We start from the raw sequence: 25,445 nt of genomic DNA on the forward strand, positions 1-25,445 counted from the left end.
CGATATGATGATCAATCCGGATACAACAGCGGCGATGAGATAATTAAGCATACCCTGAAAAGCGTGCAGCAATCCATCGGCCAGTACCGAATTCCGCGCGCCAAACCAGTCGCATTTAACAGGCTCGCCGGGAACTTGCTGGAACCCAATTATAGACATGGTTATTTTTATTAATATCTGCTCTCTGCATTATACTCCTTTATCAAAAACCGGCTGGTACCCTGAAGCGGTCTAGCATCACATGCACTAAATAATATTAATATTAAATGATTTTATATTTGAAGCGACGACATGATGAAATACACTAATGAGCATTTCAGTTCTTGAACACGACTAAGTTAGCCGCGACGCAATGATACGTTAAAATAAATAACGCCACAATAAACGGACACGACATTTAGCAATCGCGTAACCAGGGCGTGCACCTGCCCCTATCAAGCCACTGTCGTCACGTTATCGCAAGCGATTCTCACATTTGTCGAAAAGAGAGTAACACGCAGATATTAAGTCGTTTATCCCGCTGCTTCCCGATTGGTGCTGGTGCCAGGCCATCGCTGCCTGACACCTGATGACAAATGACCGATTGCCTCTCATCCATCGAGGGGCGAGACGACACATCTACTGTTATCTAATCCCTCTAAGACAAAGTGAATACTGCCATTAACCCTCGTAAGCCTCCCTTTTCACGCATCTGTACGCCCTGTATGTATTGGCGCGCTTTTGCGCCACGCGCGGCGATGATGGCTGAAAACCTTTGCGCCCGGCGCGGGATCATGATGAGAGCGGGTGTACTTTTGCGCCTCATGCTACAAGCTCCGAAGCGTAGAGAAGCTTCTAACCCCTTTCCATCCTGATATAATCTTTCCCCTGGCCTGGTATTTCGATGCCATTGGTTCTTTGGTGATGTGCGCGGGTCCTTGAACATACTGGGGCCGGTAGTGGCTAATGACAGCATCGGCATTAAATACAAGAATCATCCGATCTCAAGTAGATATTAAACCTATGCTCAGCTATCGCCGCAGCTTTCACACCGGCAATCACGCCGATGTGCTCAAACATACTGCGCTCAGTCTCATCATGAGCGCGATGAAGGAAAAGGAAAAATCCTTCCTTTATCTCGATAGCCATGCCGGCGCAGGTCGCCCGGATCTGGCAACGTGACGATACCCCGGCTTTGTTGGAGCCTTATCTTGAGGTGGTCCGTCGTTTAACCGCGCCGACCAATTGCGTTATTATCCTGGTTCGTCCCTGCTGGCCTACCAACTGCTGCGCGGAGAAGATCAGTTACATTTGACTGAGCTGCACCTCAGTGACTGTCCACTGTTGCGCGGTGAGTTTCACAAAGATCCTCTGGTCGGTGTCATGGGCTAACGGTTGTCAACAACTGAAGTTGCAACTACCGCTAGCTTCCCGTCGCAGTGTAGTGCTGATCGATCTGCCTTATGAGTTGAAAATCGACTATCAGGACGGGATTGGTGCGATTCAGGAAGGCTATAAGTGTTTCGCCACCGGCATCTATGCGCTGTGGTATCCAGTGGTGCCGAGCCAGCAGGTAAAGCGCACCTTGTCGGCGTTGGAGCAAGGTGGCATTCGCTGTATTCTGCAATATTGAACTGGAGGCCGTCCCGATGGCGACAATGACTACCTCACAGGCATGATGTCATCAACCTCCTGGAAACTGGAACAACATATGAACGCGTTGCTGCCGCGACTTCGTAGCTTCACCAGACGCTGGCGCCTTCTGACCAGAGTTACGCTTTACTTGCTGGCTGGTGCCGGAGTAAAAATCAGGCGGCCTATCAAAGGGATTAATGCAACGCTGAAGGAAACGCTAGAATGACAAGACATTACGATTACCTAGCCATTGGCGGTGGTAGCGGTGGCATTGCGTCAATTAATCGCGCCGCCCAATATGGCCGTAAATGCGCGCTGATTGAAGCCAAATACCTCGGCGGCACCTGTGTCAACGTGGGCTGTGTCCCGAAGAAAGTGATGTGGTACGCCGCGCAAATCGCCGAAGCGGTGAGGTTGTATGCCCACGATTACGGGTTTAGCACGACCATGGAAAAATTCGACTGGCGTACCCTGGTCAAGAGTCGCAGCGCCTATATCGATCGCATCCATCAATCCTACGACCGAGTGCTGGGCAATAATCACGTTGACGTCATCCACGGCCTTGCTCGTTTTGTCGATGCCCATACCGTAGAAGTTAATGGCGAGCGTATCACTGCCGATCACATTTTAATCGCCACCGGTGGTCGTCCCAGTAAAGTCGCCATCCGTGGGGCGGAATACGGCATTGATTCCGATGGGTTTTTCGCGTTGGACGCCATGCCGGAACGCGTAGCGGTGGTGGGCGCCGGCTATGTCGCAGTAGAGATCGCCAGTATGCTAAATGGGCTGGGGGCCCAAACCCATTTGTTTGTCCGCAAACACGCACCGCTACATACCTTTGATCCGCTGATTGTCGAGACGTTACTCGAGGTCATGCAGATGGAAGGGCCGACGTTACATGCCGGCTCGGTGCCGCGCTCGGTGATGAAAAACCAGGACGGAAGCCTGACTCTGATGCTGCACAATAATCAGCAATTCACCGTCGATGTCTTGATATGGGCCATTGGCCGAGAGCCGGCCACGGATAATCTTAATCTGGCGGCGGCGGGAGTCGAAACCGACAGCACGGGCCATATTCGGGTGGATAAATACCAAAATACCAACGTGCCGGGCATTTACGCCGTCGGCGATAATACCGGCGTGGCGGCGCTTACGCCGGTGGCGGTTGCCGCCGGTCGCCGGCTGTCGGAGCGGCTGTTTAACAATAAGCCGGAAGAGCATCTGGACTATACGCTTATACCAACGGTGATATTTGGCCACCCCCCCATCGGCGCAATTGGCCTGACCGAGCCGGAAGCCATTGAAAAATATGGTGAGAAGGAGGTCAAGGTCTATAAAACCTCCTTCACCTCCATGTATACGGCGGTCACCCAACATCGTCAACCGTGTCGAATGAAGCTGGTTTGTACCAGTCCGCAAGAAAGGATTGTGGGCCTGCACGGTATCGGTTTCGGCATGGATGAAATACTACAGGGTTTTGCGGTAGCCATTAAAATGGGCGCAACCAAACAAGACTTCGACAATACTGTAGCGATTCACCCGACCGCGGCGGAAGAGCTGGTGACGATGCGGTAAACCGTTTAACTCCCGCACGGGCCAGCCTAGCTGGCCGTATGTTCCGCCTTACCCCCCTGATTGCTGTGGCGTGTGGGGTCGACCTCCTACACTGCGGGCAGGATGGTGGACTCGCGCGAAAGACGTCGGCGGCATACTGGCCTCCTAGTTGGGAACATTGGCTATAATTATTTTGACTACAACAATAACTTATAGGCTGATGTTGAGAGGGATTATGGCCGAAAAACCGTATGCCGCGAAAACTACCATACCGCTAACCGCACTACATACCAGAAATGAGCCGATTGATAGCGGACGGCTTATCGAAAAGATCAGTACTTATCCGGTGGTGGCACATATGACCTTTCCATGATCCCTATACTGATGGTGTAGTTTGGCATCCAATTCCGAATATTCTCACCGACTTGATTAAAAAATCGCCAACAGCATCAGCGAGCAAACGCTGGCGAGCACGCTAAAGGACACAGTCCGAATCGCCATAAACAAACGCACGACGGTGGGGTGACCGGTTTGCTAGTAGCGCTTTATTCGGGTCTGAGCTATGGATGAGAAACCTGCTCGAAGCCATCCGCGCCCAGCCGAGTAACGCATGGGAGCGCAATCCCCAGGGAGCAGGAGAAATTTTACCTGAATACCTGCGCGACTTGGTTTCGCTGATAGGGTTGGTGGTAGCGCTCATCGTCACGCCGTCGCTGACGTTTGTTTTCGCCAGGGCACAGTGATGGCTAATTTTTGGGTCATTCCGCGGCACAAACCGCGGTTTTGAGGTGAACAAAATCTTATGACCATGATGCTACCTCAACTGCTCACATCGCCCTCTGGTGCCGCCTTCGGCTCGGTCATTTGGCTCAGGCGTTCTTCTATTTTGCCCGCCTCACGCTGTTCTGTGCCGCATGAATAAGCACCGCCGACTATGCCAGCGAAGATGATAATCGAGAGGAAACGGATGTTCCTTCAGGATGACGCTGATATCGACGCCGGTGGAACACAGCAGCGCCTCACCACTTCGCTAGGCAAAGTGATTGCTCCTTCCTTGATCGGCGCCGCCATCAAATTCTTCGATTTCTATAATCTACGCGATTGCCGCGGTCCATTTTTTCCACCATATCTTTTCTCGCAGGGAAACACCACCACCGCGACGCTACAATCGCCAAGGCGCAGGTGCGCATGGCCATCGGCACCCTGCGAAACAGTATCACATGACGGTGTTTCAATGAAATATGAAACTACTCTCCCTGCCGTGCGGTCTTGGTTTCTTGCTCAAGGATTTTCTGTTGATGCTGATGATTAGCGTCATTGGTTTTGGCCTGATGGTCCCCGTCACCGGTCAATTGGCGGATAATTTGGCCGCTGGCACACCATAGGTAGCCATTACAGTATTGATTATGGACTTTGCGCTGGTGTTCACGTTGCTCTTGGGCTCCGGCAATATTTGGGTAGCCATGGCGTTTTTATTGATAGGATTTATGGTGATAGGCCTCACATCTTGGCGCGCTACTGCCAGAGTTATTTCCTATCGAAGTTCGCTATACTGGCGCCTCTTTTTCTATAATGTGGCCGCAATCATCGGCGCATCGGTCGCCCCGCATATTGCCGCTTGGCTCACCGTCCAGTACGGGTTATTGCGGGTATCTACTTGTACTTGCATTGCTAGCGCTACTAGCGGCACCTGAAACACGATGCCTGACGCTATAAATTGCGCGGCTAAGCGACCTACTGGTAGAATAGTAACAATGATGGACTGTCATCCCAGCGGATGCAGTCCGTTTTTAATGCGACGTAGAGAACACTGAGCTATTGGTGATTGTTATTCTGTTGCGTCGCTGGCGATCAATTCCGCCTACGGGCGGACGCAAAATCAGCTGCATATTCATATCTCTTGCCTGCGGCCCGATATTCGCGAAAACGGCCGGACAACGATGCCACCAGCATCAGCACCGATTGGCAGCCGGTGCTCGGCCATAAAATATTTGGCCAAATGTATTTTCGCTGGGCTGGCAGCGCAAAGCCCGTTTGCTGTTGGCGCGCGAAGCACCAGAAGCCAGAGGAAATGAGGGGATTCGGATGGCCGTCAGTCACCCCAATCAGTGTATCAATCAGTATGAAACCGGTCAGAGGCTAGTTGTCATCGAGAAACACCGTATCCCACATCCGGCCGGATACCGGCGTAAAGTTCAAATGCACCGACACCAGCATAATCAACATCATGCACAATCAAAAATGGGCATCGAATAGCCGGCTAACGAGATAGCAACCGCGTGATCGAAAATTGAACCGAGCTTCACCGCCGCCAGCACCTCCACGGGAACGACTACTAGTATAGGCGAAAATCATGGCGCAAACCTCCAGCTCAAAGGTCGCCTGGAAACGCGGGAAAATTCCTGATATATCGACAGCTGGTTTTAAAGCGAGGTGCCCAGATCCCAATTTTGTACCGCCGCATCAGCGCCTGCTCTAACGCCATATCCAGGCCAATGTCTGGATATCCCCGATGCCGGGAAACCAGTGTTTGGTAATGGCACGGGCCATTTATGGTGTACCAGACTGGTTAACATGTCCACATCGTTTGCTGCGGCGCATGTTCCGCCAGGCACTCTACTATCGAGCGCATATCACGAATAGAAACCTGCTCAGCCAGTAAATTCTGTAATACTTTAGGATATAAGCGAGAGCACATCCGGGATTAAATCCTTCGTAAGCTTTGGCATTTCACGACCCAAATGTGCCAGCAACTGCTGCGTTCTCTGGCGGCTAAACAGCTCCTTGGCATGTTGCATGAACAATTGACCGAATGAGTCGCGACTGCTGTGCTGGCATCCACCATAGTATAGCCCAGCGTCTTGGCCGCATCACACAGTACTTGGGTTACCCATACGACCGGCAAGCAAACGCGTGTTCCTGACAGGGATCGCCTGGCAGCGTATCACTGATGTTACCGGAATTAATAGCCATCCAACACTCGGGATATGTATCCTCGCAGCCGACTTCCACGTTGTGAAGTAAGATATAGTAGTGGGTCAGCGGTATTTCCAAATTATAGCGAATATGTGCCAACTAGCGGCAGATATCCCATTTCACGAGCGAATTTTTGCGGATCCACCGTATGTACTTCAACAGCTCCATCTCCTGACTGCCGTCCACCATCGGGTCAGCCGATAACTTACCTCAAGTTGCGTCACCTCCGCGCGCCGCTGCTTGGCTTCTTCTTCGCAGAGAAGGCCAGCATTGAGATCGGCGTCGACGGCCATTTGTTTTTCCTGCTTCCAACACAGGGCGTGCGCTCACTTCAGCTACACAGTCCGCGCCAAAGCGACATGAGCGCCAACCGAAGCAATCATCATCGACAAAATCATGATAATCACAACCTGGCTCGCAAAGATTTGCCACCTGGTCTGACTGAAATCGGTTAATGCAGTTTAGCTACTAGATTTATTATTAAAAATACTCCCCCTGCACAATCCAATGCTTTCGGTGCGGTGAGTTTGCTCGGTTGCCGGGGCCGAAACCCCTTGCTTGCGCCAGCGACGCAAGCTAATATCCCATAGAGCTCCATCGGAATGACGCGCCTATCTCGCAGTGCCAGTAAATGACGCGCCTATCTCGCAGTGCCAGTAGAGGGCGCAGACCAGCGCTGCCGCTTCCAGAATGGGGATCCCCTCTGCTGCCCGCCCGCTGACGAATATTGAGAGTCACGACGCTAGTTCCTTTCGCCAATGGCTGTTCTTTGTATTCTTTGCGAATATCATGGCGCAGCATCCGCACAAAATGTCGAACCCCACCACGGGTATCAAGGGCTAAAGATGATAAGCAACACGCACTGGTGGATAAGCGACAGACTTTCCGCCATGACCGTAATGGGCGGCCCCTTGAGCGAACTGCATCATCCGCGGCCAAACAAACCACAACGCGGTGCCGCAGGCGCCCACCACCAGATAGACTTTGACAGCGTCTTGGTAAGTTCAGCCATCATCTGCATGAAAAACAGGCGTTTCAGCCCGCTAAATGGTTGCAATTGTTGAGATCTAGATTGACGGCCTTGTTGCAAACAACATGCCACCGATCAACATCGGCGACCCGGTGGCCACCAACGTCACACCAAGGAATAGCGGCGCGCTCGCCAGCAGCGCCTTACCGCAGCAGGCTGGAAAATTAGGCCAGTAACCAACTCTCATCGCCGTTGAGGTGCAGATAAATGATAGCCTGCGCAGCATCCGACCCATACCGCGAGCCAGATGCTCTACCGTCAGCCATAGCAGGTTCCATCCGACAGCAACTCAGCCACGACACTAGTCCTTGGAACGTGGTATTTGGCCTTCTTTGCGCGCTTGTTGTAATCAATGGTGGTGGGTGCTTCGCTTTTTCCAGATTGCTTTCTTCCGCCACGGCACTCTGCACTCGTAGTGAGTGATTTCATGGCTTTTAGTCTACGTTAGGAAATGAGATCCGATAGGTGAAAAGCGCCGATCCACGCGGTTTTTAGCAGACTAATCACCCGCCTGCGGCGAGCGTCTGCGATGGCCGACCGCACGGTCAGTTAGCACATCGTACGCTGCCGTATCCTGGTCGCCGTCAACCACTTCGCTATGGTTCCGGTATTTTCCTGGCGGATTGCCTCTTCCTGCTCGCGGATCAAAATAACGATACTAATGCGGCGCGGCGCCATGGTATTCGCCATGCCGATGACTCGGAAATTTTCTCACTCATCAACCCGCCTTCCCAGCAATTCACGGCGCGACGCATTGGCACGATCGGCGAACAGCTCCCGGTTGCCGTGGCCACGCCAGCCATTTAAATAAGGCTGATTATCCGTATGTCCGGCCAGGTTTGTACGATTGGGCAAATCGTTAAGCACCGGAGTAATGATATGCATAACACTGTATATGTAGGGCGCAGTTTATGTAGGGCGTAGTTTCCGTGTCCGCCGGTAGCGAACATCGGTCTTCTTTTTACTGTCGACAATTTCAATACGCAATCCCTCTATTAGTGTAATGCGCATATTCAGCTGCAGTTCCTGCAGCCGCGGATCGTTGAGCAACATCTACTGCAAGCGCAGGCGGGTATCATTCATCCTTTGGATATCCCGCTAGTGTTCCAGTTGGAGCTGACACTGACGCGTCGGCCCGGCGGCGTCGTTTGCGTTAGTGGGCAGTGGGAAATTATTGATGCTGAATTTGCGGTTGTGGGTAATCGCTTCACTCAACGGCATTTTGAAATATTCGGCGGTCTACTCGCGCTGCTGCTGCGTCGCCCTGCCACGGCAATCACATCACTAAAACGCCACCATCGCGGTTATAAAATCGGCATAGGCTTCTTCTGAGAGCCGACATAATGATTGCGTCCTGCGCCATTTGATCGCAACCGAGGTGACGTTTTTTCATGAATTGACCGTCATATCAGCAGATTCCATCAGATTGGTTGTAGCCGAACTCTATCGCGATCGGTGGCGCATAGCCGCTAAAACTGAAGCGCAATATTACACAAATGCAGTGCACGAGTTCGCCCGCAAGCCGGCCCGTCGTGGCCAGGGCATTTACCGCGCCCATTACCGCCGCGCAGCGATAGCAAAGTATCACCTATCTGCATCAGACTGTTTATCGGGATATCATTTTCTTATTTATATGTCTCTATCTCCTTATTCATCAGCGCTTCAATTTTATTAAGCATTGAGATTACCGTTGATCATAAGATGTAGGTAATCAATAAGAAAATCAATAATTATCCGCGAGCAACGAAGAGTGATTGAAATAACGCTGTTATGCGGATCGTCAACCTTTTTCCAGCGTTATCATCCGGACTGACGACTTTTTGACAGTAGACGATATATCAGCGCCATGATATCAATATACATCGCTTTATTATAACGCGATGGACGGCACAATCGCGGAATTGACTTTACGGTAGCATAAGACAGCTTTTCATTATTTCCTGCAACAAAGATACACAAACCCACGCGATGATCATAAATTTCGCAGACTGAAATAAGACGCCGAGTTGTCCTTCAGCTAACAGAATCCACTAACCAACGATAACTAGCACCGCATTCTCTTACAAGACAGTAACATCCAGAAAATGAACGTTGTTGTCAGTGATGGAATAATCCGTTTGTATATTCCGTTATCTTAAATTATATATGCGATTATCGGTGGTGACATGTGAAAGTTTACGCTTTTTAACCGTCTTTGATGGTGGGTGATAATTGGCTGTCGATAAAACGTAGCAATATCTAGGCAAAGGTCAAACACAGCACTAGCCCGCCGTCCTGGCGCTGCGCGCAGAGTTCGATATACAGCCGATACGCTTTTATCATTGTCTCGATGGCCGTGATATTTCCTATATGAATCAGGCAGAGATAAGCGTTGTAGAGCGCGGAGGAGTGGATATTCTGCTCCCAAGTAGAGAAACTAATCAGCGGAGAATAGCAATAGTAGGAGTCGGCGTCCCTTTAACTTCCTTAGAGAGCACCAAGCGCAATCAGCTCCATGGCCAGCTGTATACCCCTAGATTTCTACACGCAATCATTCCTTAAGCAAATCGATAGGATCGGGAGTTGCTGAATTAAGCAATTACGTAGACAGCGCAATCCCTATGCTGTAGCTCATACGGGATTCGCGCGTCAGGCAATTGATGATCTACTCCTCATCCGGGCACAGGAGACAAATAATCTGGTTTATTTCGCCAAGCTTTATCAATTCAGACGAGAAAGTCTCGCTAGTTTATTGCGTGTCTTCGCTTACCATAAGGCGGAATCACACTACTTATCTTTTTGATAGGCTCTTAAGCAAACAAAAGATAGGATAGATTTATGCATATTCCTGAGAAGGTTATCACTACTCATCATCTATGCATCATCTATGCATCCTTTTTATTTTAATAGCGAAGGAGGATTAAGCATTAATTACCGACAAGCATTAGACGCATCGGCCACCTGGCACTTATTTTACACTAATCATGTTAAAACTATTCAATTACTAACCGTTGACTCTATTTATATAATAGCCTAGCCGAAAACATCATTATCTTAGCCACGCAACCCATGCAAACATATTGATCAACCGCAAGAGACAATTAATGGTAAGCATCGGCCACCCTACGCGCTAATTTAGCGTACAACAACACTTTATTATTTAGCTACTGATCAAAAAAGAAATTACATCACTTCCTCATTGGTAAATTTACAATCCACCGATCTAATGCATCGACGGATATTTATGTTACATGATCTGCGACGCTTGCTATTGAAATATACATACTAGTTACAATATAAATAAAACATCCTACTCGCTAACCAGTCATTAAACACGCCTGTAACTTACATTAAACGCGGCTTTAATCATCGCCTATTGTGACAATTCAGTATCGGTTCGGCCGGTTAAAATCATCGGCTATTATTTATGCTGATGATTAGCAACGCTATCTTAATTTTCCTCCAGAGGAGAAATTGAAACTGTCGTAATAACACGAGAGCATCACCGGTGATGCGATAATAATCGCCATTTGACTACCGCAATCCAAAGCGGTAACGCACAGGATAGCACCGCTGGCGGGTCATTGCGTCTAACGGTGCCATCGCTGCCCCGGCGGGTAATGCTGAAATTTGGTCGGTGAGAGAGGATTCGAACCTCCGACCCATACGTCCCGAACGTATTGCGCTACCAGGCTGCGCCACTCACCGTAACGCGCGCACATGCTACTGCGTCTCGCTACAGGCGTCAATCCCTTTTAGTAATTGCCATCAACTGTTTACAAACCTATCAGCAATGATTAACCGTGGCAGCCGGCTGCGCCGCCGACGGTTTCTGACTCCCGCTACTTCCCGCTTTAATACCACCATTCTAGGACTGATACCAAGGCGTCTCAAACAGGTTATCAAAAATTCTTCATGACGATGCACCGTGCCGGCGCGCCATTGCGTCTGCGGCCGCGCAAAGGCGCATGATTCTCTGGACTAGCTAGAAAGCGTCTAAAGCCCAAACCATCATTGGTGCGCAGAACTGCTCCGGCGGAACCATGTCGCGCGGTGTACCGTGCAAGTGATAGTTTTTCGTTAATTGACTCACCATGGTCAGCGGCATAGAACACTGGCGCTTTTTATCGCGGACTTTGTCGATAAAACTGTCGGTATACAGGATACTGTTATCGAACGTGTTAATCAGATGCAAATAGTGTGAGCCTTTGGTATGCAAAATAACCAAGTGTTTGCCTTGGGGATGGCGGGCCAGCGCCTCCTTCAGCTCGTCAACGGGCAGCGCATCGTCCACGGATTCACCATTATTGCACTTCTCTGACGCGATCATTTCGCGAAAGGCATAATTGTTGGCGTCGGTGTTATTGTAGGGCCATACTTTTGCACACATGAACATACAGAGAGAATTTTGTGGAAGTATCACAAGAATGCCAGCGAAACGCCGCCAGATTCTTTTCGTGGGAGAATTTTGGCGTCGTATCGCGTTCATGGCCCAGTAAAACCATATGATCCCAATGAGTCGTCTCACCAATAATAAACACCACGTAGGTATTACCGATGCCCGCTGGTGGCGGATAGGCAGACTGCTTGGCGGGATCGAACAGGCTCTCGTTATCCTGGCTATCATCGAGCCGCGCATAAGCAAACAGCCCGCGCGCCGCCAGCCAGTTCGACGGCAAGTCGGAGTACGCTACCAAACGCCATAGCTGGGCATATTAATGTTGGTGATACGTTCACGCAGATTCTGCGCCACCAGTAGCCCCAGCAAAGATTTCACCCGTCTGCCCGGCGTTTGCGTTTACTGGAACAGGGTGTCGCGAGGGCATTTGCCAAACAGCAATAGTGGCAAGGCGCTTATCCCTACCATCCATACCAGGAATGTGATGCTACGACTTTGCGTGACAGATCGATATCGGTCGTCATCACCGAGGCGGTAATGCCGAAACCGATAACGACGTTGAAATTGGTCATGTAGTAACTGGCAACCGACATCAGCACCAGTAGCGACGCCGCGATGCGACAGAACAGGTGACCGCCGAACGGCGGCGGTGATTTGTTAACGTGATGATCATGTGCCCGACGCTGGAGGACAGATGCAGTATATCGAATCGTCTGATGAAGACCGAGAGATTGAGGAACAGGCCGATATAGATGGCAAGAAACAGAGAAACGGAGCTTAGCTGCTGATGCAGCAACAGGCTAAATCCGACGATAATTGAGTGGCGCAATAGTGGCCGATTGAATTTTTTTGACAAGGAAAATTGCAAAAATTCTCACCAGCTCTTCCACCAAGGCTAGGCAGGTGGATCTCAAGTTGAGCCTCAATGTGGGAAAATGGTTGTGCAACATCCCTAATTGGCGTTTCAGGGCGCTAAGTTCATCGGCGCTGTACGAGATGCGCAGAGCACGTCCATCGAGATAGTGGTCGCCAGAGCGCGCAGCGAACGCCTATGCTCGGTTAAGCAAATGATCACCTGTCGCTTGGTAGCGGGCGTAACGAAAACTCCCCAACAGGCCAGCGCCTTCCAGACGTTTGAGCGATGGCGTCAGCGTCGCGGAGTCGCGAAATAGCCAATCGCTGATTTCCAAAACCATCACAGCATTCCGCTCCCACAGTACCAGCATCATCGGGTAGGGGACAGATTAAACTTGGCAAATATAATTTACAATAAACCTTATTCAGCGCCAGATTGGCCGAATAAATGGAAAGGCAAAACTGCGGATCCAACAGCAGCGGTACGTTAAATCGGAGGGTATGCCATGCCGACACTTGAGCAGCTAGCGCGACGTTTCTCGAGGTTCACGGTAGGCGTGTCAGCGCCGTAAATATACCTAGGAGCCGTACATCATCCCCTATACTGCTGTAGTGGAGTGGGTGCGTCAGGTGCAGCACAATGAAGCCATTCTGGCCGCCGCCTGGCTCCATGATACCGTCGAGAATACCTGCATCAGCCTAACGCAAATTTAGCAGTAGTTCGGCGTCGAGGTGGCAGAACTAATAGCCATACTGACGCTGCCGGCCTTCCCGACCTATATCCAGAGTGATCAAGCATCAAGCGGCCCTGCGTTATTATTTGGCCAGCGACTGCAATGAAGCCAAGACCATTAAATCGGCGGATATACCTTACTCGCCTATTCGCTATGACGCCAATTTTGCTAGCGTCTATCTCGTTAAAAAACTGCATCTAGAGGTGTTATCCGGCGGCAACAACCGTTTTTGGCGCGAAGCGGAGCGGACGCTGGACAAAGGTCTGCAAACATTACGCCAGCCGCCTCATTGGATAATAGAAGAGTAGTTTAAACAATTAACCATCAGCTATCAGGGCGGCGCCCGGCGGCTGCACGGCGGGTAAAACAGCGCAAGGAAAATTTCGATGGGGCGTCATGTGTGCAACTGGTACCATATATTCCACCCTACTTTTCGCACGGCGTTTACCGGTCTGGCCGTGAGCCAAATCCTGCCGTTTGGTCGCTGTATGTGAAACGGCTCGGTGTACACTATCACGAATCACTGAATCTCTGGTCAGGCATGGTGTTCAGCGCCGCCTTTTGGTCTCGGCCGTTGTGTCACCATTATGGGGCAGTATAGCTGACCGGCGCGGGCGCAAGCTGATACTGCCGCGCTCACTGATGAGCGACGTCGGAATATATTCCCAACGTCATGGCGCTGGTGGCGTCGCAGATACCGCGGAAAAAACGGCTGGGCGCTCTTGCCACGCTGTCGACCGGCCAGGTTTCCGGCGTGATTAGCGGCCCGCTGCTAGGCGGTTTTATGGTCGACCATTTTAGCTTGCGGGGTCTTTCTTAATCATCGTCAGTATAATGACGGTCAATTTTCTCGTCACGCCACTGTTAATCAAAGAGCGTGCGGTGATGGCGAAAAGGCCGATCAGCTGCATTGGCGTCGGTATTCGCCGCGCTGTCCTATCCGCGATTAATTCATCACCACCATGATGATGCAGTTGACTAACAGCTCCATCAGCCAGATTTTAAGCTTATTTATCAAATAACTATCCGATAATCGCGATAATCTGGCGTTTATCAGCGGTGTCATTACTGCGGTGCCGGGGTGTCGGCGTTATATTGGTCGCTCCGCGCCTTGGCCAGTTGGGGAACGTATTGGCATGGCTCACGTCCTAATGACCGCGTTATGCTGCTTAATTGCGCTGTTTTGCATGAGGTTTTCGGAAGGCGCATTGATGCCGGCAAACCTTGCTGATGAAGTATTCAAGCGATCAGGCAACCGGCCGTATTTTCATCCATCATCAGTCTCCTATGTATTTGTGGAGCGTCGCCGGCCAGTCGGTGGGCCCAGCATTTCAGCGCTACTGGTTCGCTAGGTCTTCTTCATCGCCAGCGCCGCGCTGGTGCTGAATGCCGGTATACGTAACTTGGCGCCGCGCGCGAGCAGAAATCCGTCTGAAAGCAGCAGTCTGAATTCAGATCCACAAATAATGGCCACCCATTTGCACCACGCCGGCACACACGGCGATAAAAAATAAAAACACCAGGCATTCTGGTCATTTGTTGCTCTCCTCCTGTCGGTTTACGGGTGAAATCAGCGTTCCCTGACGAGTAATATTCCACATCTACGGCGCCGGTTCCGTTCGGAATCGTCCGTTTTTTGGCCTGGACTATAACGATGGCCGCATCGCGCGAAAGTAAACCAATCATTGCAGGGGGGTGAGAAAGACCAGTGTGCAGACCAGTCCCGCTTAGCCGGGCGCCGCCGACTATTTAAATACCTTGAGGCGGGTTTAGCAGTTTTCCGCCGGCGGGGTTTCAATGGAATCAAACAACATTTGCGCCCGAAATTTCCAGCTCGCTGACAGATTCCACGTGCTTTTAACCTCATCGTCGATAAGCGAATTATAGTGTTGCAGGCTGGCGTCTGGGCCAGAGTCACGCCAAAAGGCGAACTGCGTAATCCCGGCGGAGTGTTATAACCAAATCTGGAAGTTATCAGCATGGGGACAAATTGTTTTAATGACCGTAAATTGTACCTGCATCGGTGGCAAAGGACGACGGTTTGTTTGCGTGCTTTGATGGTGTTCCATAGGGTTTCATGCGCGTGACAAAACAACCTTCTTTCATCAGCGCGGTAATGGCGTACGACGACAGTGATACGTTCTTGTTGAGGGCATAAATGGAGCGAGCGGCGCGCAGCAATGGCGAAAAGCATTACTCATAATGGAGTGCTGCAAAAGAATAAGAGAAAAACGGCAATACTCCAGCCATCATCATTCATTGAATGGCCTAAGCCCTATTAGCGTGCTCTGTAAAACATCCCCTTGGCGCAAAATGTTGACTATCCTGATAGGGATCCACGCAAAAATTCTGAATGTCACGCGCTATGAAAATTAAAACGCTTTTCTTAGCCGAAACTGCCAAGGGTGCGTTCAACGATGTCTTACCGGCAGTGATCTATCGCGAGGTTATTCCAGGGTGGGGACATCCCATCCCAGTGTGGCTGGAGAGGTATTTCGCTTCGAACGGCTGGCCGGCGCAGATGGCGCTACGACATCTATCCGTTTACCCATCTCCACAGCAATACCCATGAGTTGCTTGGCATTCACTCCTGGCCGGCGCAGATTTAGCTAGGTGGCGAAACCGGGCCGTTGGTGACCCTCGCAGCAAGGGATGTGGTTCTGATCCACGCTGACATGGGTCATAAAATTATCGACACCAAAGGGGATTTCATGGTGGTTGGCGCCTATCCGCCGGATATCCGCGCCGATTTTTATCGCGACGACGTGGTAATTTGGACCCAGCGCGACCAGAGTAGCCCAGTGCCGCTGCCGGCGACCAATTCCGTTAAGCGGCGATAGCGGCAGCATCACCACGCTTTGGCATAACGCCGAACAGGTATAATCGTCGCAGCTCTCGATAAGCGGAGGAAGAGATTAGTCCCTAGTCACAGGTCGTCGATCATCTGGTCATCAGCGTCAGCGATATCGCACGCTCCAAGAACTTTGATCGCGAACTCTTCGCGTTTCTTGGCTGCGAGGTCATAGATGAAATGAACAACGCCATGGGGCGGCATCACGCGTCCAGCCGGTTTTGGATTTACCAGGCCGACGCGCGGGGCTGCCGTAAGGGGGATGTCGGCTGGTCGCTTAAAGCCGGCAGGATGTGGATGTGCCACAGCGTTGACGGCGAGGGCCCTTCGTAGACGCCGTTTGATATCCCTGACGCTAACGCACTACCGATATACCGATCCGCTGCCTTGACGCTGCCAACTACCGGCTCCCGAGCCATCGGTACCGTTTGCCCCTTGTCCTCTGGCTTACTACCGAGCGCAACAGGGGATTTTCCGCACGTGGCAATGGATTTGCCCACATGATGGACGACTCCGACACGCCTGACCGCCGAGGAGTATTCGTCGTGCGACAGCTTTTCGCGATACAGACAGGTGGCAAACAGCGCAGCATTAATCTGAGATATACTCTCTATCCTTTGATTACGCAGGTTTAACCGTTATCCAACGACAAGACGATTTTGCTGATTTTACACCTTGCCCTGCGCGGGAAAAGCGAACCTGCTAACGGCCAAGTGGACTACATCGCGTTCAACGTCAGCGATATCGCGCGCAGTAAACGCTTTGCAGTGAGGTTTTTTGGCTGGTTTTACCGATTACCGATGACCGCATCACCGAAGGATTTACCTACACCGAAGCGGTGACGCCCAGTGGATAGTCCACTGATAGTATTTTATGCAACCAACCTGCAAGAAATCCACGAAACTACAGTTTCTGGGCGATTAGTGTTTCATTTTAAGGATCTGGATGATTATATTCTGGGCGAAAATTGACCTTAGCGTGATAGACAGCATCAGGTGATTAGCTCTCGCTTTCACGCCAGGTACGCTAGGTAGGATCACGGCGTCTGACGGGTTGCGCGCTCCTGCGGGAAGACAGGCCACTACGGCCGTTTTTAAAACAATATTCTATTTTTGGAAATCATCGTGCTGTTCTTTTTGGCCGGGCATTTGCTATACAGGACGAGCATTGGTATAATGAGCAGACTCATTGCTATTTTACTGGGAAAAGCTGGCTTGTCAGAAGAGTCTTGAATTGCTTAGCTGTCCCGTATTTTGCGGACGCGCTGCCGAGTAATCGCGCCAAGAACTCTACGCTTCGGTAGTGATTCCAGGCGGCCAGGAGGGGACGGAATTTGACTGCCAATCCGCAGGTGACCGACGGCCTATGTGAATCAAAAGGTCGTCGAATACAGTAATCTTTATAAGCGATAAAAAAGAGATTAGGCGTCGCTTTCGACTTCGCGTTTTCCCTGGCATCGCGCTTGAGCGGCGATGCTGAGTGGACCAACTTCCAGGCTGAGCATGTTCCCCATTGACTTAAAGCCGGCCTAGGCGGCGTGTGCCCGTCATCAACGCTCGTCAATCGACTCGCCCTGGCCGTCGTCATCATTCCGACTAGCGCCCCGCTTGAGAGGTCTCAAGGTAAACTGCTGACCCAGGATGCAGTTTATCATTTAACCCCTCTCTAACCATGCATGCCGGTCAGACATCTCCTCGGGAGCGCGTCGTCGAGGCACAGGCCAAACACCGGTCCTTAACAGCTCCGTTATGTCCTTTTAGCCTGTTGCTTATGACCAAACTACTATACAAACTACTAATGACCAAACTACTATAGGCCACATAGCGAATAGCAAGAGTCCGAAAATGTAGAGCGCATATTGATCATCGATGTTCAGCAATCATTTGTCGTCCATTCTGGTCGAAAACCGAATGACCGGCCTGTCAGCAGGCATGTTGGAGCTGGTTGGAAATGCCAGACGCGTGGCGTGGCGCCTGGTGGATGTCTTCTGTACCGCCAACAGCAGCCCCTTTCATCCAGACTCAGGCTGGGTCAGGCCGATGTCCGCATCACCAAGCGCGTGCATAATGCCCTGACAGACTCCGGTCTGCATGAATGATTGTCAGTGCCGATGCACCGCCGACGCCGGCGGCCTTTCGTCTCTAGCCTAATTAACTGTGGTAGATTACTCAGCAAGAACTGCTTACCCTGAGTGGTTGGTGGCTGAAGCGCTATCGCCTGTGGCATGGCTACAGCTCACCGCGTAGCTGCCTCCTGACGCGCAACATGCGGACAGCGCCGGGGCGTCATGATTGAATCAGGGCCTGGAACGCGACTATTTTTTGGGCCGTGGGACAATGAGAACGGGCTGCGTATCAAGATCTGGGTGACTGACGGCGGAAGCTGGCGGCTGGCGTGCAACGAATCGTTCTGCATCTGGGATATGCAGGTTCTGGCGTTTGAAGGTAATGCCTACGTCAGCACCATGCTATGCTGACAGCCTAATGCGGACGTCCAACTGGTACGCACTCTACGCAGCGACGTGGAATGAAGGCGATGCGCAAGGTTTATTTTCTATTGCTGCCGCATGCCATGTCTCTGAATATCACCGGGCCGATGGAAGAGGTGCTGACTCTGGCTAGTGGGCTCCGTCTGTACTATATCGGTCCGCAGTCAGATGTGGTGACTTTCCCAGTCTAACGCTAATGACAGTTTGATGTTTGTGCCCGACGTCAGCGACTAGCAGACAGCTTGAGACTCTGCAGACACAATCAGCCCAGCGATGGTTGCAACAGCACCGGACACGCTTTCACTCACGGCTTGGACGCTGGTCTTATCCGGCGCAGGTGATGGCGCGCCTGCGTCAACATGTGCCGGCGGCCCCACCACAAGACAATCGCATTTTTGTCGAGGACAGAGGGTCTATACTAGCGCCGGCATTACCGCCGGCATTGATCCTGGCGCTGCATCTCGTGAGCTAATACGTGAGGCCGCAAGAGCGGATGTCTGCAGCACGGGGAATGGCGTGTATTTCTCGCCCTAGCTGCGCTATCATTTTGCATTCGGCTGTGCGTCGATCGGGCACAGGATATTCTTTCCCGCGAGCCGGAGACCGAAATTCTGAGCAACTAGCGCAGCGGGTTTTCATGAGCGATCGCCATCTTAGTGAGCAGTTGCGCCTAGCGGTAGACGAGCAACGACCACACACCAGGGATGGAAAAGCGGCGCTGTGGGTCGGTTTTACCTCTGGTCGTCAACTGCATTGAAAGACTCGTAGAGCTGAGCGGCGACTGCCCGTACGCTGCAAACGGACGGCGCATCGGCAAGCAATAACGTCCTCTACACCGACAACGCTGACGCCGCCGGCGTACATGGCGGCCTAAGCTCGAGACGCCACTGAAACGCCTTCACCGGCGCCGGCGACCGTCCGCGGCATCTACCTGATGCACCGTCTGGTATCTATTTCCACTACCGATAGCCCCATATTTAGCAGCAACGTGGCAGCAAATCAGCGGAATATTCAGTATCGCCCACTGTTTCATATCCAGGTCATATGCGCGAAGAAAATGAATAATAAAGGTGTGGAATTCGTAAATGCCCAGCGAATGACGCGAGACACAAGACAGTAGAACTAGCGTCGCCGATGGTCCAAGACGGATTTAAATCAGACAAACAAACTCACTGCGGCGATTAAAGACTAATGGTCCGCAAAACTTCTAAAACGTATTGGCGAAGTCGCCGTTAATAATAAGCTGCTTTTAGTGCCCGCCGTGATCAGCGCAACGGCAACCAGGCATGCCAGCGCCGACAGCAGCGGTACGCGTTTGTTATCTAGCGTCAACATACCAATGGTATGCCAGAGAATAGCGTGCAGAAAATAATAAATCATGTCGCCATTAATAAATAAATTTGTCGGCGAGAATTTTACCCCTGCCAGACCCCTGCCAGAGATGAAGCGCTGAGCTATGGGGTTGTCAGTACCGCTACCAGCAGGATAATCACCGCCAGGAGGCCAGCGTTTAATGCTTTGATCAAAATTAATGGTGAGAGCGAATAAAGGATGATAGCAGTATGAAAGTACCAATATGATAAAATGCCGGCTTTTGCAACATGCATATCAGCGCCTTATGCGCGCTGATATGATAGGAGTAGCCATATATCTAGCCCCACCGCACTGTAAAACAGTGAACAGCCACCAGCCTGAGCAGGTTTTTTAGTCGCCGCCCGCTCACCGTAGAACAGATACCCAGAAATAATCATAAACAGCGGGGCTGAATTAAGCATATTGGCGAGCATCCAATTATGTTCACCTACGGTATTACCGTGAGCTCAGCAGACGGTTAACAGCTTGATAAATATAAAGTTATGTTAGATTAACTTGGCTTATTATTGTACGAAATGTGTCCGCAGCAACGTTGGAGCTGAAATTGGTTGCAAAGCGGCAGACTTGTGCCTTTGATGCAGGCGAGCGTCGTGTTTTATCATCTAATTTTAAATGGACGATCACGGCCTCACCGCTGGAATGCGGGTTTTACAGCTGCTGATATTTTAATCGTGTGTAACGTCATGTTAGCACGCTATAGTGGCCGGCGCACGTAGGCGCCGGCCCCACCCTCGGCGGTTTGCTGCTTGCCACTGCCGCTACGCTGCTGTCTCCCGGCGTCTATTCGTGGATGACCGCCATGATGAGCTTCTGCGCTTTCGGCGTCTAGGCTGACGCTGCTTTCCTGCAACATCAGCAAGGGCGCCGTTTCCGCCGTACTGGCGTACCTTTGGTATTGAGCTAGCGAAAACTTTATATACCATCAGCGACAGCAGATGATTCAAAATTTCCTCAATTTGCCAGAGTTCTGGCCTGGTTCGTACTCATGCGGCGCTTTAATTCGCCGGCGCGCGGCGCAGCACATTACCAAGGTGGCATCGGCGGCCTGACCGCCGTTTTGGCTCAGAACAGATCTATCGCGCTATCGACAGCTGACCAGCATGCATTTCGTTTGCTGATAATACTCAAGCATCATTTTGTGGGTTTCCCGAGCAATGCCCGATGCCTATAACCGCAAAGGCAAGGTGGGCCGGATGAGTATGATAGCAATTGAACCAGATGCGCCCAGCCTGAATACCTCGCCCATCCGGTATGGCGGTATTGATGTCACGACTCCAGGCCCCGACGCCAAGGCCGTAACCAGAGTCGTTGGCCGGGGCCAGCGCCTCGTCCATGTCCATATCCTTAAAAGTTGTGACCGCAAGCACTGGACAAAGATTTTCCTTGGAAAACCCGCATGCTGTTGTTGCTGAACAAAATCGTCGGCTCAAGATAATATCTCGCCGCTAAATCACCCGTCATCGGCTTGCGATGTCCTCCGGCAAGCATTTCCACCCCCTCTCGCTTTCTGGCATCAATATAGTTGAGGATGGTTTCCAGCTAGCCGCTGGAAACCTGCGCGCGCATCATTGTGTCACGATCGAGCGGGTTACCGGTTTTTGGTCTCAACCCGCTTGATAGCACACCCCATAGAGCGCTCGTAAATCGACGTCAGCACCAGTGCTCTGCTGGGGCGCGAGTTCATTATCTGATGTCCGAGCTTCCTGCTCCGTTTTGACCGCATTGACCACACCCGACAACAGCAGATCGTCAATGAGCTCCATCAACACCAACACCGGCCGGCGGCCAGCGCCGGTGCCATGTTCCAGCAGGCTATCAGCAGTGGTGAATTCACGGCTCGTGGAAGTGGTAATCACCGTCGATTTCGCTGATTCCGCCCTCCTGCGCGCGGATACGAGCGGCGAGGAAATGGCCAATCGCAAGAGGCACGTTGGCCACCAGGGTTTCGCGAATGGGCTTACAGTTATCCCAGATTTCGCTGCCAGCGGCGCAAGGTTTTGCTCCATGCGGTCGGCGATGCGATGTAGTAGCGCGGCGGTCGGCGATGCGATGTAGTAGCGCGGCCCGCTCCTGTACCGACGTCGCCCCCAGCCGGGGCGGGCGGCATGGGCGGCGTCAAGCGTCAATCGATGTCGCCTAGACCGGAACTAGCGACCTCGCACAGCGGCTTGCTGGTGACCGGCGTCAAATTGACAAAATAATCGCCGGACAGCGTGCGTGTTTTTATCCGAAAAGGATACCTGTATTCGCCGGGAATCGGGTTTGTGATAAGGGGATTGTGCGCCATGACTCTCTCCTTCACACACGCGGCGATGAGCGGTCTAAATGCTAAATGCTATATTTGTAACATTGGCGCCACGTCGAGACAATGAACAGGGCTGACGGAAAGGAAAATTGCGGTTATCAGAGCGGCTTTACACTCTGGCGGCGACGGTTTCATCGCCATACAATCCGGCCGTCGCCGGCGGCAGAGTTCGTTGGGCATTAGAGCTGGACGTTGATAAAACCAAGCATGCAGGCAGCCACCACATTCGCCACCGACAGCATAGATGTGTTCAGCCAGCGACCTTCCGTAGTATAGCTGCTGTTCCTGTTGAGCGTCTGCGCTGCGATGGCATTCGTTCACCGGCGCACAGCGCCGCCGACGTGATGCCATCGGCTAAGGCCGCCCATCCTCTTATCCTAAGAGCGTCACTGGCGTCAGCCGGCCGTGGTGCCGGTTCAGGCTGTGGTCATTCCAGATGCTCGGCAATCAGCGAAGGATGGCTGTGTTTTCACCTTGCGCATCAATCAATACCGGCGCACTACCTAGCGAGTTTATCGCACTGGATAGCGTGTTATCCACCGTGTGAATCAACGTAAACGGCAAGTTTTCTCAAGCAGAATTACCGAAATTTTGCACACAAAAGGACAGGAATAGCTGTCGATGAGTTTCATGAACGCGAAATAAAAGCGGTCTTGCTACTAGCTCTTTAACTAGAATAAAGGCGGCTTTACGGCTCGTCCGATAGATTTAATCCTAGCGTGTCGACGGGGTCATGGGGGATCATGCCGGTGTGCACCCCGGTAAATGACAGCAAGGTGCCGGCACGGGCCGTTTGGCGCATGTAACGCCGGGTGGCCTACGGCCTCGCCGGATGGATAACAACAAGGCGTCGTCGCAGACGACCTGGCAAATTCAACTTCGAAGAACGCATGCACTGTCTCGGGCGAGCGCAAAGGGGAAACCGTCGTTGACCCCACACCGAAGTTAATGAAACGCCACCGCCCCCGGCACTTGCTTCACCAAACCGATTGTGCTACGCTCTATGTTAGCGCTTGAATGGTCAACATATTGCCCGCATAGCGTGGTGATAGTGGAACCGAGCATGGCGTTACCTTTAACCGATTGACGGGTATCTGCACATCCTTATGCTGGATTTTCAGACCGGCGAGCCGCTGGTATCATTTGCATCGCTGCCTTTGCATGATGGTGTCTTCGCGGCTTTGATAAACGAAAGCCGCCGGCACTTGCAGAATCACTTTGCCGTTCAGTGCGGCGATGTTGAGTTGATCGACGGAGCGGCGCGATCTTGAAGGTAGTGCCTGGTCATAGCTCTCGATTCTTATCCGCAATGATGTTCCATTAATCGTAGCAACGGCCGGCGGATTACGCAACTAACTGAACTGTTTACATTATGCCGTTCTGCGGCGAATACGGGAGAGACCCCTTGATGAAACACGTCACTTTCACGCCAATGGCGCCTAACCGGGTATTTGCCAGTCACGCGTCCGCCGCGCGGCCGGCCTAATCGAACGAAGCCGTATTGACTGGACGAGGAAGTATCGGTCACGCTGGTCCATAATGGCATCTTCCATGTGATATGGCGTCGCCGAAAGAACTGGGCATTTTCACCTTTGTCTTTTCATCATCCGAAGACATAATCGACTTGCCGACGGATATTTACAATATTGATGTCGTGCTTACCCGTCAAGGCCTAGAGGTGGAGGTCGAGCTTTCCAGTCGCTGTTGTGGTTTTGAAAGTGCAGCGTTGGGTGTTGGCCGGGCACACCGGTTGCGGTACACGCGGTGAGAGCAACTGGATGAAATCGGCAAGCCGCTGCCATGCTGCCATTATTACCCTTCACGCAACGTTGGTCCTGGTGCAGTTGGATCGAGCGCTCTTGCAATTGCAAGAGATGCAACTCATGACCGACTCATACGGACTGCACCCATGCCGAGGCCTGGATCTCGCCCAAGGGGGACTTAAACTATGACGCCGAAGACGTCGAGTGCCACACAGCGCTGGATAAATTGCTTGGTATGCGCGGAGGTGAAAACACCCTGAGCCGCGCCAGCTATGAAATAGTTCACAGGAAATAGTTCACAGAAAGCGGCCATCTGCTGGTGATAGGGGTAGCTGAGCGCTGCGGCCTTAACGCTGATGGGATTCAGTAAACCTGGGCGCGCTATGGTCTTTACCTATCCGACGCGGATGGCTGAAGACATCAGTTAAACATGTTCTTTTTAAGGTAACCGATAAACGTTTTATTCAACGTTTAATTAACTATAATGATCGGATTGCTTACGAGACCCTAGCATGCTTTTAGAGGGGTCGGTTCAATTAGAAATGGAGAGATTGTTATGAGCTTTACGCTACCTTCCCTGCCCTATGCCTATGACGCCATGGAACCACATTTCGACAAAGAAACGATGAAAATTCATCATACTAAACACCATCAGACCTATGTCGACAACGCCAACGGCGTCTTGGAAAGCTTGCCGGAATTCGCCAATTTGCCGGTCGACGATCTGATTCAGAAATTAGACCAGTTCCAGGCGAATCAAAAGACCGTACTGCGCAATAACGCCGGTGGTCATGCCAACCACAGTCTGTTCTGGAAGGGTCTAAAGCAAGGCACCACCTTGCAAGGCGAATTGAAAAGCGCTATCGAGCGTGATTTCGGCAGCGTTGACACTTTTCAAGAAGTGTTCGAGAAAGCTGCCGCGACCCGTTTCGGTTCCGGCTGGGCCTGGCTTGTGAAAAAAGACGGCAAATTGGCCGTAGTGTCCACCGCCAACCAGGATAACCCACTGATGGGTGAAGTGATTTCCGGTACCTCCGGCTACCCAATTTTGGGTCTGGACGTATGGGAGCATGCTTATTATTTGAAATACAAGAACTGTCGCCAGGACTACATCAGGTCATTTTGGAACGTGGTGAGCTGGGATGAAGCGGCCGCACGTTTTAGCCACGTCTGATTTATCCCTGCCGCGCGCCGCCAGCAAATAACGAACACGAAAGAAGGTGTCAGTATGTAGATTAATACTACCCTTTCCATGGGTAAAGGGTGGGTAAAGCGGGCACAAGCCCCTCTATTCAGCGGCAGCCGATCGGAGAACGCTTTTGGTGCTGATCCGTACCAGATGTTCGGTAGCGAAAAGGGCCATCGTTGAGCACACCATTTACTGATGATCCCCGCTTTTCCGGACGCATGGTCAAAGCGCTACAAAGCTGGCTGTCGAGAAAATTTTCAGCGAGATATGCTGCGCCTGCGGCGTATGACGCACCGCGCACTCGGTCAGATCGCATCACCAAATCCACATTGTC

General features: G+C 51.7%; 20 protein-coding genes, 1 tRNA gene and 7 pseudogenes. 13 read left to right on the forward strand and 15 right to left on the reverse strand.

All coding sequences use genetic code 11. The features are described 5' to 3' along the window. Positions 1–1,002 precede the first annotated feature (1,002 nt). The 6 genes and pseudogenes from rlmJ to GPOALKHO_RS08715 form a co-directional block, all read left to right on the forward strand. A pseudogene (rlmJ, locus tag GPOALKHO_RS08690) lies at positions 1,003–1,840 on the forward strand (23S rRNA (adenine(2030)-N(6))-methyltransferase RlmJ). After that, on the forward strand, positions 1,837–3,189 hold the full coding sequence (gene gorA / locus GPOALKHO_RS08695; RefSeq protein WP_406702158.1) for a glutathione-disulfide reductase: 1,353 nt from the start codon (positions 1,837–1,839) through the stop codon (positions 3,187–3,189). Before rlmJ ends, gorA begins: the two are co-directional and overlap by 4 nt. A gap of 214 nt (positions 3,190–3,403) precedes the next feature. After that, positions 3,404–3,541 carry a hypothetical protein gene (locus GPOALKHO_RS08700; RefSeq protein ID WP_406702160.1) on the forward strand — a complete coding sequence of 46 codons (138 nt, stop codon included), beginning with the start codon at positions 3,404–3,406 and terminating at the stop codon, positions 3,539–3,541. A gap of 13 nt (positions 3,542–3,554) precedes the next feature. Beyond that, a pseudogene (locus GPOALKHO_RS08705) lies at positions 3,555–4,086 on the forward strand (YhjD/YihY/BrkB family envelope integrity protein); the annotation flags it as partial. Positions 4,087–4,427: 341 nt separating this feature from the next. After that, a pseudogene (locus GPOALKHO_RS08710) lies at positions 4,428–4,884 on the forward strand (MFS transporter); the annotation flags it as partial. Between the two features lie 119 nt (positions 4,885–5,003). Continuing rightward, a pseudogene (locus GPOALKHO_RS08715) lies at positions 5,004–5,091 on the forward strand (CDP-diacylglycerol diphosphatase); the annotation flags it as partial. Between the two features lie 219 nt (positions 5,092–5,310). Here GPOALKHO_RS08715 and GPOALKHO_RS08720 read toward each other — a convergent pair. From GPOALKHO_RS08720 to GPOALKHO_RS08735, 4 genes and pseudogenes are all read right to left on the reverse strand, one after another. After that, positions 5,311–5,565: pseudogene (locus tag GPOALKHO_RS08720) on the reverse strand (dipeptide ABC transporter permease DppB); the annotation flags it as partial. Positions 5,566–5,737: 172 nt separating this feature from the next. Then, complete coding sequence (locus GPOALKHO_RS08725; protein ID WP_406702162.1) at positions 5,738–5,866, reverse strand: FHIPEP family type III secretion protein; 129 nt, start codon at positions 5,864–5,866, stop codon at positions 5,738–5,740. A 433-nt stretch (positions 5,867–6,299) separates the two neighbouring features. Then, positions 6,300–6,437: a hypothetical protein gene (locus GPOALKHO_RS08730; protein ID WP_406702163.1), complete on the reverse strand. Its 138-nt coding sequence runs from the start codon at positions 6,435–6,437 to the stop codon at positions 6,300–6,302. A gap of 1,448 nt (positions 6,438–7,885) precedes the next feature. Continuing rightward, a complete protein-coding gene (locus GPOALKHO_RS08735) occupies positions 7,886–8,059 on the reverse strand; it encodes a hypothetical protein (RefSeq protein ID WP_406702165.1) in 174 nt (57 codons plus the stop codon). 201 nt (positions 8,060–8,260) lie between these two features. On the opposite strand from GPOALKHO_RS08735, the gene GPOALKHO_RS08740 reads away from it, so the two are divergent. Then, positions 8,261–8,506, forward strand: coding sequence for a hypothetical protein (locus tag GPOALKHO_RS08740; RefSeq protein ID WP_406702167.1), 246 nt, complete (start codon positions 8,261–8,263; stop codon positions 8,504–8,506). Positions 8,507–8,974: 468 nt separating this feature from the next. Here GPOALKHO_RS08740 and GPOALKHO_RS08745 read toward each other — a convergent pair whose 3' ends face one another. From GPOALKHO_RS08745 to GPOALKHO_RS08780, 8 genes and pseudogenes are all read right to left on the reverse strand, one after another. Next, positions 8,975–9,139 (reverse strand): motility-associated protein, encoded by a 165-nt coding sequence (locus GPOALKHO_RS08745; protein WP_406702168.1) that lies wholly within the window; start codon positions 9,137–9,139, stop codon positions 8,975–8,977. A gap of 273 nt (positions 9,140–9,412) precedes the next feature. Further along, positions 9,413–9,598: a FlhC family transcriptional regulator gene (locus tag GPOALKHO_RS08750; RefSeq protein ID WP_406703470.1), complete on the reverse strand. Its 186-nt coding sequence runs from the start codon at positions 9,596–9,598 to the stop codon at positions 9,413–9,415. A 1,186-nt stretch (positions 9,599–10,784) separates the two neighbouring features. Continuing rightward, positions 10,785–10,861: transfer RNA gene (locus GPOALKHO_RS08755), tRNA-Pro, on the reverse strand. 277 nt (positions 10,862–11,138) lie between these two features. Beyond that, on the reverse strand, positions 11,139–11,549 hold the full coding sequence (locus GPOALKHO_RS08760; RefSeq protein ID WP_406702169.1) for a sulfatase-like hydrolase/transferase: 411 nt from the start codon (positions 11,547–11,549) through the stop codon (positions 11,139–11,141). Further along, a complete protein-coding gene (locus GPOALKHO_RS08765) occupies positions 11,515–11,850 on the reverse strand; it encodes a hypothetical protein (protein ID WP_406702170.1) in 336 nt (111 codons plus the stop codon). Before GPOALKHO_RS08765 ends, GPOALKHO_RS08760 begins: the two co-directional genes overlap by 35 nt. A gap of 163 nt (positions 11,851–12,013) precedes the next feature. Beyond that, positions 12,014–12,145, reverse strand: coding sequence for a hypothetical protein (locus tag GPOALKHO_RS08770; protein WP_406702172.1), 132 nt, complete (start codon positions 12,143–12,145; stop codon positions 12,014–12,016). Then, complete coding sequence (locus GPOALKHO_RS08775) at positions 12,145–12,420, reverse strand: hypothetical protein (protein WP_406703515.1); 276 nt, start codon at positions 12,418–12,420, stop codon at positions 12,145–12,147. Before GPOALKHO_RS08775 ends, GPOALKHO_RS08770 begins: the two co-directional genes overlap by 1 nt. 76 nt (positions 12,421–12,496) lie before the next feature. Next, positions 12,497–12,923: pseudogene (locus tag GPOALKHO_RS08780) on the reverse strand (MarR family winged helix-turn-helix transcriptional regulator); the annotation flags it as partial. Positions 12,924–13,194: 271 nt separating this feature from the next. Between GPOALKHO_RS08780 and GPOALKHO_RS08785 the strand changes: the two are divergent. The 5 genes from GPOALKHO_RS08785 to GPOALKHO_RS08805 all read left to right on the forward strand — a co-directional run bounded on the left by GPOALKHO_RS08785 (position 13,195) and on the right by GPOALKHO_RS08805 (position 18,671). Continuing rightward, a complete protein-coding gene (locus GPOALKHO_RS08785) occupies positions 13,195–13,449 on the forward strand; it encodes a hypothetical protein (protein ID WP_406702173.1) in 255 nt (84 codons plus the stop codon). 365 nt (positions 13,450–13,814) lie between these two features. Beyond that, a complete protein-coding gene (locus GPOALKHO_RS08790) occupies positions 13,815–13,961 on the forward strand; it encodes a hypothetical protein (protein ID WP_406702175.1) in 147 nt (48 codons plus the stop codon). A gap of 1,855 nt (positions 13,962–15,816) precedes the next feature. Then, the gene (locus GPOALKHO_RS08795) at positions 15,817–15,981 is read left to right on the forward strand and encodes a hypothetical protein (RefSeq protein ID WP_406702176.1); all 165 of its coding nucleotides are present in this window, start codon (positions 15,817–15,819) and stop codon (positions 15,979–15,981) included. A 2,298-nt stretch (positions 15,982–18,279) separates the two neighbouring features. Then, positions 18,280–18,468, forward strand: a complete 189-nt coding sequence (locus GPOALKHO_RS08800) for a hypothetical protein (RefSeq protein WP_406702178.1) — start codon at positions 18,280–18,282, stop codon at positions 18,466–18,468. A gap of 59 nt (positions 18,469–18,527) precedes the next feature. Then, the gene (locus GPOALKHO_RS08805) at positions 18,528–18,671 is read left to right on the forward strand and encodes a hypothetical protein (RefSeq protein WP_406702180.1); all 144 of its coding nucleotides are present in this window, start codon (positions 18,528–18,530) and stop codon (positions 18,669–18,671) included. A 997-nt stretch (positions 18,672–19,668) separates the two neighbouring features. Here GPOALKHO_RS08805 and GPOALKHO_RS08810 read toward each other — a convergent pair. The 3 genes and pseudogenes from GPOALKHO_RS08810 to GPOALKHO_RS08820 all read right to left on the reverse strand — a co-directional run bounded on the left by GPOALKHO_RS08810 (position 19,669) and on the right by GPOALKHO_RS08820 (position 23,469). Beyond that, complete coding sequence (locus tag GPOALKHO_RS08810; protein ID WP_406702181.1) at positions 19,669–20,055, reverse strand: hypothetical protein; 387 nt, start codon at positions 20,053–20,055, stop codon at positions 19,669–19,671. Positions 20,056–20,935: 880 nt separating this feature from the next. Beyond that, positions 20,936–22,066: pseudogene (locus tag GPOALKHO_RS08815) on the reverse strand (aldehyde dehydrogenase family protein). 1,232 nt (positions 22,067–23,298) lie between these two features. After that, on the reverse strand, positions 23,299–23,469 hold the full coding sequence (locus GPOALKHO_RS08820) for a hypothetical protein (protein ID WP_406702183.1): 171 nt from the start codon (positions 23,467–23,469) through the stop codon (positions 23,299–23,301). A gap of 1,009 nt (positions 23,470–24,478) precedes the next feature. On the opposite strand from GPOALKHO_RS08820, the gene sodA reads away from it, so the two are divergent. Further along, positions 24,479–25,096, forward strand: coding sequence for a superoxide dismutase [Mn] (sodA, locus tag GPOALKHO_RS08825; protein WP_406702184.1), 618 nt, complete (start codon positions 24,479–24,481; stop codon positions 25,094–25,096). Positions 25,097–25,445 lie beyond the last annotated feature (349 nt).

The organism is Sodalis sp. (in: enterobacteria), from assembly GCF_036327475.1.
Lineage (GTDB): Bacteria > Pseudomonadota > Gammaproteobacteria > Enterobacterales > Enterobacteriaceae.

Bases quoted from the DNA above. Each gene is read 5' to 3' on its own strand.
- gorA (WP_406702158.1), top strand. From the start codon at position 1,837: ATGACAAGACATTACGATTACCTAGCCATTGGCGGTGGTAGCGGTGGC.
- GPOALKHO_RS08700 (WP_406702160.1), top strand. From the start codon at position 3,404: ATGGCCGAAAAACCGTATGCCGCGAAAACTACCATACCGCTAACCGCA.
- GPOALKHO_RS08725 (WP_406702162.1), bottom strand. From the start codon at position 5,866: ATGTGCTCTCGCTTATATCCTAAAGTATTACAGAATTTACTGGCTGAG.
- GPOALKHO_RS08730 (WP_406702163.1), bottom strand. From the start codon at position 6,437: ATGGCCGTCGACGCCGATCTCAATGCTGGCCTTCTCTGCGAAGAAGAA.
- GPOALKHO_RS08735 (WP_406702165.1), bottom strand. From the start codon at position 8,059: ATGCATATCATTACTCCGGTGCTTAACGATTTGCCCAATCGTACAAAC.
- GPOALKHO_RS08760 (WP_406702169.1), bottom strand. From the start codon at position 11,549: ATGTTCATGTGTGCAAAAGTATGGCCCTACAATAACACCGACGCCAAC.
- GPOALKHO_RS08770 (WP_406702172.1), bottom strand. From the start codon at position 12,145: ATGTCGGTTGCCAGTTACTACATGACCAATTTCAACGTCGTTATCGGT.
- GPOALKHO_RS08790 (WP_406702175.1), top strand. From the start codon at position 13,815: ATGGCGCTGGTGGCGTCGCAGATACCGCGGAAAAAACGGCTGGGCGCT.
- GPOALKHO_RS08795 (WP_406702176.1), top strand. From the start codon at position 15,817: ATGGGTCATAAAATTATCGACACCAAAGGGGATTTCATGGTGGTTGGC.
- GPOALKHO_RS08800 (WP_406702178.1), top strand. From the start codon at position 18,280: ATGATTGAATCAGGGCCTGGAACGCGACTATTTTTTGGGCCGTGGGAC.
- GPOALKHO_RS08805 (WP_406702180.1), top strand. From the start codon at position 18,528: ATGCGCAAGGTTTATTTTCTATTGCTGCCGCATGCCATGTCTCTGAAT.
- sodA (WP_406702184.1), top strand. From the start codon at position 24,479: ATGAGCTTTACGCTACCTTCCCTGCCCTATGCCTATGACGCCATGGAA.